Consider the following 11623-nt stretch of genomic DNA (forward strand, 5'->3'; position numbering starts at 1 on the left):
CAGACGGAGCCGGGCCTTTTTGTACGGAGAAACCACCACAAAGGTGACTGTCCCCTTTGTGGTGGTTTTGGCAGGTTAGCGGAGCTTGCTGGTCTCGAAGTACTCGGGGAACTGATCCAGAACCTCGGTTTGGTTGCGGAACATCATGTGCAGGTGCTTGCTGACCAAAAAGCTCGCTTCGATGGGGTCGCGACCGGCGATAGCGCGGCGAATCTGCTTGTGCTCGTTCACGATGTCCTGATTGTCGAGAACCTGCGTGGCGGCGCGCAGCCAGCGGAAGCGCTCCAGGTCGGCATTGGTCTCTTCGAGCCACGACCACACGGTGCTGCGACATGCGATGCTAAAAATCATGTGATGCATGAGGTTGTCGCTCAAAAAGAAGCCGATGCGATCCTCTTCGGCCATGGCCTTTTCCTGCAGCGCGATGGCGCGGTCGAGCTGCTCGATGCCGGCCGACGTGGCGCGCGCACAGCACTCCACGATCACCTGCTTTTCCAGATGCTCGCGAATGTAGCAGGCACTCTCGGCAAGGGTGAGGTTGATGGGTGAGACGTAGGTACCGCTCTGGGGCACGGTGCGCACCAGGCCTTCCTGCGCCAAACGAACCAAAGCCTCGCGCACAGGGGTGCGACCCATGTCCAGGTCATCGCAAAGCTGCTTGACGCCCAGCTTTTCGCCCGGCTTGTAGTCCAGGTAGACGATTTTGCGTCGAATGGTGTGGTAGGACTGGTCCTGTAGGCTCGTTTCCTGCTCGCCGACGTGCATCGATTCTTCCATAGCGCCTCGCAACTGTTCTATCAAACTCATATGTCAGTTGTTAATTATGCCGCGAATCAGCTCTCCGCGGTGGGTAATTCGGCTGTTGCCTGAGAACTATTGCGGCATCTTAGTCTGTGTTTGCACAAGGCTGCGCTCAATGTTGCCGTATCATAAGCCGTCGCAAACGTGAAATAGAAAGAAGGAATCCCATATGCAACTGGCAAATATCGTACGCGAGCGCTGGAAAGGCGTCTTGTTCTGCCTGATCATCGCCATTCCCGCGACGTTGCTCGGCAAACAAATTGAGGTGGTCGGCGGTCCGGTATTTGCCATCCTCTTTGGCATGGTCTTGGCGCTCGTCTTTCCCAAGAATCATCGCGAACAGCTCGCCGCCGGCGTCACCTATACGTCCAAAAAAGTCTTGCAGTACGCGGTTATCCTGCTTGGCTTTGGCATGAACCTCTCCCAGATTCTGTCCAAGGGCGCCCAGTCGCTGCCGATTATCGTGGCGACAATCTCGACCTCGCTTGTCATCGCCTTTGTGCTCTGCCACGTTATGAACGTGCCGGGCAAGATCGCGACGCTTGTGGGTGTGGGTTCGTCGATTTGCGGCGGTTCTGCCATCGCCGCGACCGCACCCGTCATCGATGCCGACGATCGCGAGATTGCCCAGGCCATCTCGGTCATCTTCCTGTTTAACGTTATCGCGGCGCTCGTGTTTCCGACGCTCGGCGGCATGCTCGGGCTGACCAATGAGGGCTTCGGCCTGTTTGCCGGTACCGCCATCAACGACACCTCGTCGGTAACGGCTGCGGCGAGCGCCTGGGACAGCATACATCCCGGCGCCAATGTGCTCGAGAGCGCCACGGTGGTCAAGCTCACCAGGACGCTGGCCATTATTCCCATCACGTTGGTCCTCGCATGCTGGCAGATGCATCTGGCACGCAAGGCCGGCGGCGACGCTAAGAGCACGTTCTCGCTTAAACGCGCGTTTCCCATGTTCGTGCTGTTCTTTGTGCTGGCGAGCGTGATCACCACGGTGCTTCAGCTTCCCGCGTCCTTTACGGCGCCCATCAAGGAGCTGTCGAAGTTCTTTATTGTGATGGCCATGGCGGCTATTGGTTTTAATACCGATATCGTCGAGCTGGTCAAAAAAGGCGGCAAGCCCATCGCGCTGGGCTTTTGCTGCTGGATTGGCATTGCGTGCATGAGTTTGGGAATGCAACACGTACTGGGAATCTGGTAGAGAAGTAGCTTGTTTGCGTGCTGCGTGCTGGTGAGCGCATTCTCACGGTGGAGCGATAGGAGCTCTTGCGGGTATGGCTTGTCCGCAGGTTTATAAGTCCCGAAGAGCTCTTATCGCCCCGCCAGGATGGCGATGCGGGGCAACACCTATACTCGCAGGACGGCGCTTTCTGCCCTATAGTGTTTGGTGAGCAATATCGTTCAATTCTGAAACACTCGGTCGTGCGACCATCGGCGGTTGCACGTCGCCGCGGACAGGGGCAAATCATGGATAGCGATGCCAAGCTGAACATCTTGACCGAGGCCCTGGCTGCTGCCGGGGCCTTGGCATTGGCAATCGATGCGCGCGGGGACATCGCGATCTCGACCATGAATGACGCGGCGCTTGAGCGGGATGTGGCGGCTTTTGTCGCTGAGCGCCTCGACCGTATAGGAGACGGCGCGCGTCTGGTTATGGGGCGTGCGGGTACGCGCCTGAGCCTGACCGTTCGCCCCACCGACAAAGAGGGCGGGGGCCTTTGGGTCGTCGTGGTCCGCGAGGTGCGCGGCGCCGCGGCGCATGCGGGCATCGAGTGGCTCAACGCCGACGAAGTTGAGGCCCGTTACGAATCGAGCGCGTACGGCATCGTTGAGGGTGCCGCTGCGGTAGCTGCACCGGTTGCCGAGAGCTACGCGCGCGGTGTGCCCCTTATGCTCGAGGGCGAGCTGGGAGCAGGTCAGGTCGAGATCGCCAAGCGCCTCTATCTGGACGGTCCTTTTGCCGATCAACCCTTTGTTTCCGTCGCGCTCGATGAGCTCACCGAGCGCGGTTGGCGCCACGTGCTCAAAAGCGCCGAATCGCCGTTGTTCCAAACGGGGCTGACCCTTTGCATTGAGGGCTGGAATGCGGTTGGTCCCCAGCGCCTCCGCGAGCTCGTTTCCACGATGGCCGACACCGCGTTGGCGACGCGCTGTCATGTGGTGCTGACGGCGAATGACATGCCGGGCGGCAGCGAAAGTGATCAAGCCGCCTTTGTGACCGAGCGTTTCGCCTGTGCGGTGAGCGTGGCGCCAGCAATCGCCGAGCAGGGAGCCGCGTCGACGAAGGTCGCGCGCTATTTGGAATATCTCGCTGACGCATTTGGGACGGCGGCGCCCACGCTGTCTGCCGCGGCGACGAAGACGCTCGATGCTTACCGCTGGCCGCGCAATTATCTGCAGCTCCGCGAGGTCTCGGAACGACTGTATATATTGGTGGGGGCGGGCACGGTGGACCGCGCTGTGGCGGAGGAAGTGCTCGCCCAAGAGGACGTGATTAAGACCGCAACTTTTGGCGCCCCGACGCTCGAAAGCGACCTGTATATCCTGCGACCGCTGGCCGATACCGAGCGAGATATCGCGCATCTGGTTGTAGACCATCTCCACGGCAACCGAACCCGTGCGGCGGAGGTGCTGGGCATAAGCCGTACAACGCTGTGGCGCTTGCTGAAGGACGATGACCGTTGAGCGAGGCACCCGTGACCGCGCGCGATGCGTGTGCTACAGTCCAAAGCGTTATTGTTTCGATTTGGTTACGGCGTGCGAGGGCAAATGGCTGAGACTTCAAAACCGAGCCGCAGAAGGCGGAGTGCCGCGCCGGTTAACCGGCGCACAACATCGGTGACGTGGGGCAAACACGCCTCGGGGTTTGATGGCTCGTTCAAGCGCACTAAATACGGTTATCCTTCGGCAAGCGCTCGCTTGGCCATGCAGGCCGAGTCGTCGCTGTGGGGCCGCAAACGCGTGGTGGGCTCAAAGCTCAAGCACGACGGCACGCTTGGTTACATCAGCCGCGGGGCGGCTCGCCGCAGTGGGCTCAATCCTGCTGGTTGGCATCGTTATGTGCCGATCGTGGCCGTCGTTGCGGTGATCGTCATCGCACTCGCTGCGCTTGGCTACGCCGGCGGTGGCGCCAACTTGGACGCAATGTTTAAATCGCCCGAGCTCGCGCATGTAGGTACAGAAGTTGTCGAGGGCGCTCAGGCCCAGACGAGCGTCGCGCCCCAGCGCGGTATCGTTGCGGCGGCCTCCACCATCGCCGATGTGCAAAAGGACGAAGACAAGCAAGGCGACGACGTCGATGCGAATCAGACGAGCGAAACGGCAATAACTCCATCGGCGGGATAAGTTGCGAGTGGGGCAGCTAATTTGGGACGGGGCTTTTTTAGCTGCCCAAGACAGTGGCTCATTCGATGTCAGTCGCCAAAAGCGAGCGAGCCGCATTTGCGCCAAGGTGACGTGAAATGAGAGGGCGCTGACCTTCTGGTCGCGCCCTCGAAATTGAACGTCAGATTGGCGTGAATGCGGCCCGCGCAGCGTCAACGAGCCCGCCGTTCGGTAGAATGGCGGAACTAATTACCTTACGTAGACCACGTTGTCGCGGCGGGGTTTGGGCTCGGGCAGCGTGTCCTCGGCATAGCCCAGAATGCAGTGACCGACACCGCGCAGGCTGCCGTCGGCGGGTAGACCCCAACTGGCCAGTAGCTCCAGGCCCTCGGGCGAATCGAAAACCTCGTGGGCGCGATGAATCCAGCACGAATCAACGCCCAGCGCATAGGCAGCGTTGAGCAGGTTGCCCATGGCGAGCGAGCCGTCTTCCAGATGTGTGGGCACGCTGCGGTCAACCAGCACCACCACAACGGTCTTGGCGCCATAGAAGGGGTCGCTGTTGCTGCCCATGACTTGCGCGTTGAGCTGCGAGAGACGCTCGACGGTCGCGGGGTCGGTGACGGCGACAAACGTCACCGGCTGGCGGCCCATGCCGCTCGGTGCATATTGGCCGGCTTCGATAATACGTGCAAGCTTTTCGGCCTCGACGGGACGATCGCTGTAGTTGCGGCAGCTGCGGCGGTGAATGAGTGCTTCGATAGTCTCCATGGTGTCTCCTTGCGGTGGCGTTGCAGATGCCCCGTTCATACCCGTCGGGCTCAAACGATAGACGGTCAATTGCCCGGCCAAAAGGATAGATTCCAATTGGGAAAGTAGGTTTGCATAAAAGTACCTTCAGAATGTGACAAACAAATGGGATGGTTAAACGTTTTATCCCGTCTACCCTGCGGTTTTTTACCACTTGCCTAAATGACGAACGCATAACCTCTGATAAGGGTTTTACTAAAGGAGTACCAACGTTTATCAATGCGCCGTGGTGGCGCCGGGCCAGGAGGTAACATCATGTTCCAGGCTGGAGATGTCGTCGAGACCGATTTCGAAGGATTTCTGAAGCTGCTGCGTTCCAAGACGCGCGCTTTCGTGTCGATCAACGATCACGAGTACTACATCACGCACACCGATGGCTATTGGCGTGTTCAGGATTGCGAGGCCCTCAACGACAAGGGCCACTTTACTGACTGTTCTGAGTTGGTCAACACGGTCTGCGAGGTCGTCGAGCTGCCGTGGATTGCCGGCAAGAGCCTGCATGACAGCTTCTCGGGCGCTACGGTCTATGAGGCCGTCGCCGCTTAACAGGCAATAAAACCCGATTTTCACGTGACCGCTGGCGCCGCCCCCGCGCCGGCGGTCTTTTTCTGCCGATAGGCCATAAAAATGCACGCATTTGCGGAGAGCCTGTTGACGATAGTCAAAACTCGGACTAATCTAGAGACACATAATTGGTCAAAAATCGGACAATTGAATGGTGGGATAGATGAATAGTGCGGTTACGCTGGTCGACTTCGATCGGTTGCTCAATGGACTCGACCATATCTATTCGGAGTTCTCGCGCGCCTGCGGCCTTTCGGACTGCGCCTACTGGATGCTCGTCGACACGAGTGCAGCGGGCGGAAGCGTTGCCGTGAGTCGGCTGACGAGTGAATGGTTCTACAGCAAACAGACCATCAATTCGGCGATTAAAACGCTTAGGGCGCGAGGGCTTGCGACGTTGGAGTTTGCCGAGGGCAGTCGTAAAAACAAGGTTGTACGACTGACCGAAGAAGGCGTGCGGTTTGCCAAGCGCTACGCGTTGCCGGCGCAAAAAGCCGAGCAACAGGCATTCGAGGCGCTCGAGCCGTGGGAACAGTGCGAGATCATGCGCTTGGTCGGTAAGTTCTCCCATGTTCTTAACGAAGAGTGCGAGGCATTTAAACGGCAAGTGGCCGCCGAGAACGAGACTGACGATAAGGGCGAGGGGGACGCATGCGACTCTTAATGAGGTTTATGAGGCCGTACCGCGGTCTGATTGCGGTGACGCTGTTTGCGGTGCTGATAGATAACGTCGGTACGCTGTTGGTTCCCACGATGCTGGCGAACATGGTCAACACCGGTATTACCACGGGTGATGTCGACTATATATTACGCAACGGCCTGTACATGCTTATCGCGACCGGCATGGCCAGCGGCGGCACGGTGCTGGGCTGCTATCTTTCGGCGCGCCTGGCCGCCAACGTGGCCTGCGATATCCGCAATGCCGTGTACGACAAGTCGCTCGAGCTGTCCGCCAGCGACTTTGAGCGCTTTGGCACGGGTTCGATGATCACGCGCTCGCTCAACGACATCAACGTGATTCAGCAAGCTGTCCTTCAGACGATTCAGCTGGTGCTGCCGGTGCCGTTCTTGGCCGTGGCAGGCATCATTTTTGCTTGGTTCATCGATCCCGCCATGGGTACGCTGCTGGGCGTGGTGGTTGCGATCGTGCTGGTGGCGGCGGTCTTTACCGTTGCCAACGCCGCGCCGATCTTTATGCGCCTGCAGAGCTTTATCGACCGCATGAACGTGGTGCTGCGCGAGAACATCGTGGGCGTGCGCGTCATCCGCGCATTTAACAAGGAGCGCCACGAGGAGCAGCGCCTGGACGAGGTGTTTAGCGATTACGCGGCCAATGCCATCAAGGTCAACCACCTGTTTGTGGGTCTCGACAGCTCCAGCTTCTTTTTGATGAATATCGCCGAGGTGGCGGTGCTGTGGGTGGGCGGCGACCGCGTGGGCGTCCACGCCATGCAAATCGGTAGCATCTCGGCCGTGCTGGAGTACGCGATCCTGATCCTGTTCTTTGTGATGACGGCGCAGATGGTGATTCTGACGCTCCCACGCGCCGCCGCATGCCTGAACCGTGCGCAGCAGGTGTTGGAGATTGAGCCGAGCATCGTGGACGGCAAGCGCACGCTGGACACGTGCGCGGCGGAGTCTGTTGACGGTGCCGACGCGGTGGCCGTGTTCGACCACATGTCGTTCCGTTTTGACGATGCCGACGAGGATACCCTGTGCGACCTGAGCTTTGCCTGTCGCCGTAGCCAGACCACGGCGATTGTAGGCTCGACGGGTTCGGGCAAGTCGACGGTGGCCAAGCTCTTGCTTCGCTTCCACGATGCCACGAAGGGCGCCATTCGCCTGAATGGCATCGATCTGCGCGACCTTTCGCAAGACGACATCCGCGGGCGTATCGCCTATGTGCCGCAGAAGGCATGGCTGTTCTCGGGTACGGTGGCGAGCAACCTGCGCTTTGGCAACGAAGACGCGACTGAGGCTGACATGCTCCATGCGCTGGAGGTTGCCCAGAGCACCTTTGTGCTCGACCAGCCCCAAGGGCTCGATACGCCGGTGGCCCAGGGCGGCACGAACTTCTCGGGTGGTCAGCGCCAGCGCCTGGCGATTGCCCGCGCACTCATGAAGCATGCCGATCTATATATCTTCGACGACAGTTTTTCGGCCCTGGACTTTAAGACCGATGCGGCACTGCGCCATGCGCTGCAGGACGAGACGTGCGATGCCGCGGTGCTCATCATCGCCCAGCGCATCTCGACTATTTTGCATGCCGATCAGATCGTGGTGCTCAAAGACGGCGAGATCGTGGGCCTAGGCACGCACGACGAGCTCATGGAAACCTGCGAGGTGTACCGCGCAATCGCGGAATCGCAGATGAAGGGAGGTGAGTAGCATGACCGAGGAGCTCAAGAAGCAGGGCATCGTCGATGGCGCTGCGGTTGTAGAGACAGTCGAGGAGACGGGCGTCGCGCCCGACCTGGACGAAGCCGCCAAGGCGGCGGAGCGCGAGGCTCGCCGCCAAGCGCTCTACGAGGAAAACGAACGTGCCGAGGACGAGCGCGCCCGCGCCGAGGCAGAGCGTATGCGCGACGTGGACGACGAAGACGAGGACGAGACGCCTCGGGATACCTGGGCGACGGTGCGCCGCCTGTGGAGTGAGGCTGCCGGCGACCATTGGCGCTTCTATATCGTGTTCGCGAGCATTGTGTTCTATGTCATCTTTAACACCGCCGCGCCGGCATATAGCGCCCGCGTGATCGATGAGCTGTGGGGCCACATTCAGGTGGCGTTTGCCAACGACACCACTTTCAGCATCACCTGGGAGAACTGCGGCAAGACCATTTTCGTCTACTTTATGATCTGGACTGCCGCTGCCTCGTTCTATGCGCTCCAGAGCTTTTTGATGTCGAGCGTCGCTGAGCGTCTCAATCTGCGCCTGCGCAACCGCATCGCGCAAAAGCTCAACCGTCTGCCGCTCGCCTATTTTGACGCGCATCGTCCCGGCGAGGTCGTCAGCCGCGCGACCAACGACCTGGACAAGATGTCCGAGAGCATGCAGCGCGGATTGCTGCAGCTGCTCGTGTCGATCGGCACGGTTGTTGGTGCTGTGAGCGTGATGTTCGTGTTCAGCGTGCAGCTTACGCTCGTCTTTCTGTTCTTTACGGCACTGTCGCTGCTGGTGACGAAGGTCGTCTCGCGCCGCACACACGATGTGACGGGCGAGCGCCAGGAGTGGGTGTCCAAGATTACGAGTGCGGTCGAGGAAGGCTATTCGGGCCGTCTGGTGATCCGCGCGTTTAACCGCGAACGCCAAAGTTCTGCCGAGGTGCACCAGGCCTCGGGCGAGCTGGCACGCGTGAGTGCCAAGGCCGACTTTATGATCAATGCCGTCGGCCCTGCGGTGCGCTTTATCGGCCGTTTGGCGCAGATCGTGATCGCGCTGGTGGGCTGCAGCATGCTGGTTGCCGGTCACATGACCGTCGGCGTGTTCCAGGCGTTCTTCCAGTTTATCTACGAGGCGTCCGAACCCATGACGCAGCTGTCGTTTACCTTCAACTCGCTGCAGAGCGCGTTGGCGAGTGCGGAGCGCGTGTTCGACCTGCTCGATGAGCCCGAGATGGAGGCCGATCCGCTGCCGGACGAGGCCGCCAAGCTGCCGGGTCGCGTTGAGGGTCGCGTCTCCTTTGAGCACGTGCGCTTTGGTTATTCGCCCGACAAGCCGCTTATGCACGACGTGTCGTTTACCGCCGAGCCGGGCCAGAAGATTGCCGTGGTGGGAACCACGGGCGCGGGCAAGACGACGCTCATCAACCTGCTCATGCGCTTCTACGAGATTGACGGCGGGCGTATTACGCTCGACGGCGTGGATACGAGCCGCATGGACCGCGGCGAGCTACGGCAGCAGTTTGGCATGGTGCTGCAGGACGCCTGGCTGTTCGATGGCACGATTGCCGAAAACATCGCCTACGGCTGTCCCGAGGCGACGCGTGAGGAGATCGTGGCGGCTGCGCGCGCCGCGCAGGTCGACTTCTTTGTGCGCACCATGCCGCAGGGCTATGACACGCGCGTGGCCAACGATGCCGAAAGCATCAGCCAGGGCCAGCGTCAGCTGCTGACCATCGCACGCGTGCTGCTCAATAACCCGGCGATTCTCATCCTGGACGAGGCGACCTCAAGCGTGGATACGCGTACCGAGCTTGCCATCGGTCGTGCCATGGACGCGCTCATGCGCGGGCGCACGAGCTTTGTGATCGCGCACCGCCTGTCGACGATCGTGGACGCCGACCTGATCTTGGTCATGGATCACGGCAACATTATCGAGCAGGGCACGCATAAGGAGCTGCTGGCTGCCGAGGGTGCCTACGCCGACCTCTATCTGAGCCAGTTCGCATAATGTGACAAAGGGACAGTCTCTTTGCCACATCACAAATAAGGCGCGCCGGGGATGAATTCCCTGGCGCGCCTTTGCGTTGATGCCGATGTCGTTTTGTGCCGCTTGCGTTCCTAGCGTTCGTCCACGAGCTTGGCGACGAGGGCCTTGAGCTCGGCCACCTCTCGCTCGAGTTCCTTGACGCGGCGGGCATTCTCGGTGATGCCCTGGCGGTTGAGGGCGGACTGCTCGGCGGCGTCATCGGGCATGTACTCGCGATGCTGCTTGGCGTCGAAACTCTCCTCGAACACACGGCAGCCGTTGCGCTTGATGATGCGTCCCGGCACGCCCACGACGGTGCAGTTGTCGGGGACGTCCTTAACGACGACCGAGTTGCCGCCGATCTTGACGTTGTTGCCGATGCAGATGTTGCCGAGCACCTTGGCGCCCGTGCCCACCGTGACATTGTTGCCCAGGGTGGGGTGACGCTTGCCGGTCTCGTTGCCGGTGCCGCCGAGCGTGACGCCCTGGTAGAGCACACAGTTGTCGCCCACAATGGTGGTCTCGCCGATGACGACGCCCATGGCGTGGTCGATAAAGAAGTGCTTGCCAATCTGCGCGGCAGGGTGAATCTCGACGCCGGTGATGTGGCGGGTGATTTGCGAGAGCACGCGGGCGAGCGAGCGATGACCGTGCTCCCACAGCCAGTGCTCGGGCACGTGGTTCCACTTGGCGTGCAGGCCAGGATAGGAAAGAAAGATGACCAGACCGTTTTGCGCGGCGGGGTCCTGCGCCTGGACGGTCTTGATGTCCTCGCGAATGGTATTGATAAAGCTCACCGGCCGCCCTCCCTTAGCGCCATGGCAATGCGATTCAATAAAGTATAGCGATTCGCTAGGGATTAAAAAGGACAATCTTGGCGGCTTTGCGCTACAAGTGTCAGTTATGCAAACTTGCTGGTAATGGAGTCATGCTTTTGTGGGGTTGCGCACGAGGGGGCACCGCAACCGTATACTGGTCAACTTGGACGTATCCGCGCCCACAACTGAGAGGTTTTACTTCATGGGTTTCATCAATTTTATTGCCGAGCTGCTTAAGGACCCGCGCACCGCGATCGCCAGCTGGATCGCCGCCGGCCCGCTTATGGCCTACGGCTGCGTGTTCCTGATCATCTTTATCGAGACGGGCGTGGTGTTCTTCCCGTTCCTTCCCGGTGATTCGCTGCTGTTCGCCTCGGGTTTCTTTGCCCACAACGGCGGCTTTAACATCGTGGCGCTTCTGGCCACCGCATGGGCCGCTGCCATTTTGGGCGATCAGTGCAACTTTATGATCGGTCACTTCTTTGGCCGCAAGATCATCGCTTCGGGCAAGGTCAAGGCCATGACGCCCGAGCGCATCAAAAAGTCCGAGGACTTCTTGGACAAGTGGGGTCATCTGGCCATCTTCCTGGGTCGCTTCTTCCCGTTTATCCGCACCTTTGTGCCCTTTATCGCTGGCATGGGCGGCATGCACTGGCGCAACTTTGTCGTCTTTAACGTGCTGGGCGGCATTACCTGGTCGACGGTCTTTACGCTGCTGGGCTACTTCTTTGGCGGCATTCCCTTTGTGCAAGAGCACTTTGAGCTGCTGATTATCGGCATCGTTGCCGTGTCGATCATCCCGACCGTGGTCGGTCTGGTTAAGGCCAAGCTGGGTAAATAGAACGCCTAGCTCGAGCCAGCGCGCAGACCGTACAGTTGAGGCCCGTCACCGCTT

11 protein-coding genes are annotated in these 11623 nt (G+C 59.9%); 8 read left to right on the top strand and 3 right to left on the bottom strand.

Annotated elements, in window-relative coordinates; translation table 11 throughout:
• Window positions 1–75: 75 nt before the first annotated feature.
• On the bottom strand, window positions 76–807 hold the full coding sequence (locus AB5758_RS09010; RefSeq protein ID WP_117629844.1) for a GntR family transcriptional regulator: 732 nt from the start codon (window positions 805–807) through the stop codon (window positions 76–78).
• Window positions 808–970: 163 nt separating this feature from the next.
• Between AB5758_RS09010 and AB5758_RS09015 the strand changes: the two genes are divergently transcribed.
• The 3 genes from AB5758_RS09015 to AB5758_RS09025 all read left to right on the top strand — a co-directional run bounded on the left by AB5758_RS09015 (window position 971) and on the right by AB5758_RS09025 (window position 4149).
• Window positions 971–2005: a YeiH family protein gene (locus AB5758_RS09015; RefSeq protein ID WP_368141756.1), complete on the top strand. Its 1035-nt coding sequence runs from the start codon at window positions 971–973 to the stop codon at window positions 2003–2005.
• 266 nt (window positions 2006–2271) lie between these two features.
• On the top strand, window positions 2272–3489 hold the full coding sequence (locus AB5758_RS09020) for a helix-turn-helix domain-containing protein (RefSeq protein ID WP_368141758.1): 1218 nt from the start codon (window positions 2272–2274) through the stop codon (window positions 3487–3489).
• Between the two features lie 153 nt (window positions 3490–3642).
• Window positions 3643–4149, top strand: coding sequence for a hypothetical protein (locus tag AB5758_RS09025; RefSeq protein ID WP_368141759.1), 507 nt, complete (start codon window positions 3643–3645; stop codon window positions 4147–4149).
• Window positions 4150–4377: 228 nt separating this feature from the next.
• Here AB5758_RS09025 and AB5758_RS09030 read toward each other — a convergent pair whose 3' ends face one another.
• The gene (locus tag AB5758_RS09030; RefSeq protein WP_138375058.1) at window positions 4378–4899 is read right to left on the bottom strand and encodes a nitroreductase family protein; all 522 of its coding nucleotides are present in this window, start codon (window positions 4897–4899) and stop codon (window positions 4378–4380) included.
• A 294-nt stretch (window positions 4900–5193) separates the two neighbouring features.
• Between AB5758_RS09030 and AB5758_RS09035 the strand changes: the two genes are divergently transcribed.
• From AB5758_RS09035 to AB5758_RS09050, 4 genes are all read left to right on the top strand, one after another.
• Complete coding sequence (locus AB5758_RS09035) at window positions 5194–5484, top strand: hypothetical protein (protein ID WP_006235631.1); 291 nt, start codon at window positions 5194–5196, stop codon at window positions 5482–5484.
• A 181-nt stretch (window positions 5485–5665) separates the two neighbouring features.
• Window positions 5666–6166, top strand: coding sequence for a MarR family winged helix-turn-helix transcriptional regulator (locus tag AB5758_RS09040; RefSeq protein WP_022094370.1), 501 nt, complete (start codon window positions 5666–5668; stop codon window positions 6164–6166).
• The gene (locus AB5758_RS09045) at window positions 6166–7890 is read left to right on the top strand and encodes an ABC transporter ATP-binding protein (RefSeq protein ID WP_229030484.1); all 1725 of its coding nucleotides are present in this window, start codon (window positions 6166–6168) and stop codon (window positions 7888–7890) included. The genes AB5758_RS09040 and AB5758_RS09045 overlap by 1 nt, the downstream gene beginning before the upstream one ends.
• 1 nt (window position 7891) lies before the next feature.
• Complete coding sequence (locus AB5758_RS09050; protein ID WP_204986360.1) at window positions 7892–9892, top strand: ABC transporter ATP-binding protein; 2001 nt, start codon at window positions 7892–7894, stop codon at window positions 9890–9892.
• 110 nt (window positions 9893–10002) lie between these two features.
• Here the strand turns inward: AB5758_RS09050 and cysE are convergent, their stop codons facing one another.
• Window positions 10003–10707, bottom strand: a complete 705-nt coding sequence (cysE, locus tag AB5758_RS09055) for a serine O-acetyltransferase (protein ID WP_138375362.1) — start codon at window positions 10705–10707, stop codon at window positions 10003–10005.
• A gap of 223 nt (window positions 10708–10930) precedes the next feature.
• Between cysE and AB5758_RS09060 the strand changes: the two genes are divergently transcribed.
• On the top strand, window positions 10931–11569 hold the full coding sequence (locus tag AB5758_RS09060) for a DedA family protein (RefSeq protein WP_138113555.1): 639 nt from the start codon (window positions 10931–10933) through the stop codon (window positions 11567–11569).
• Window positions 11570–11623 lie beyond the last annotated feature (54 nt).

Origin of the sequence: Collinsella aerofaciens, from assembly GCF_040926405.1 — a bacterium.
In the GTDB taxonomy this organism is placed as follows: Bacteria; Actinomycetota; Coriobacteriia; order Coriobacteriales; family Coriobacteriaceae; genus Collinsella.

Bases quoted from the DNA above. Each gene is read 5' to 3' on its own strand.
- AB5758_RS09030 (WP_138375058.1), bottom strand. From the start codon at position 4,899: ATGGAGACTATCGAAGCACTCATTCACCGCCGCAGCTGCCGCAACTAC.
- AB5758_RS09010 (WP_117629844.1), bottom strand. From the start codon at position 807: ATGAGTTTGATAGAACAGTTGCGAGGCGCTATGGAAGAATCGATGCAC.
- AB5758_RS09035 (WP_006235631.1), top strand. From the start codon at position 5,194: ATGTTCCAGGCTGGAGATGTCGTCGAGACCGATTTCGAAGGATTTCTG.
- AB5758_RS09020 (WP_368141758.1), top strand. From the start codon at position 2,272: ATGGATAGCGATGCCAAGCTGAACATCTTGACCGAGGCCCTGGCTGCT.
- AB5758_RS09045 (WP_229030484.1), top strand. From the start codon at position 6,166: ATGAGGTTTATGAGGCCGTACCGCGGTCTGATTGCGGTGACGCTGTTT.
- AB5758_RS09040 (WP_022094370.1), top strand. From the start codon at position 5,666: ATGAATAGTGCGGTTACGCTGGTCGACTTCGATCGGTTGCTCAATGGA.
- AB5758_RS09050 (WP_204986360.1), top strand. From the start codon at position 7,892: ATGACCGAGGAGCTCAAGAAGCAGGGCATCGTCGATGGCGCTGCGGTT.
- AB5758_RS09015 (WP_368141756.1), top strand. From the start codon at position 971: ATGCAACTGGCAAATATCGTACGCGAGCGCTGGAAAGGCGTCTTGTTC.
- AB5758_RS09060 (WP_138113555.1), top strand. From the start codon at position 10,931: ATGGGTTTCATCAATTTTATTGCCGAGCTGCTTAAGGACCCGCGCACC.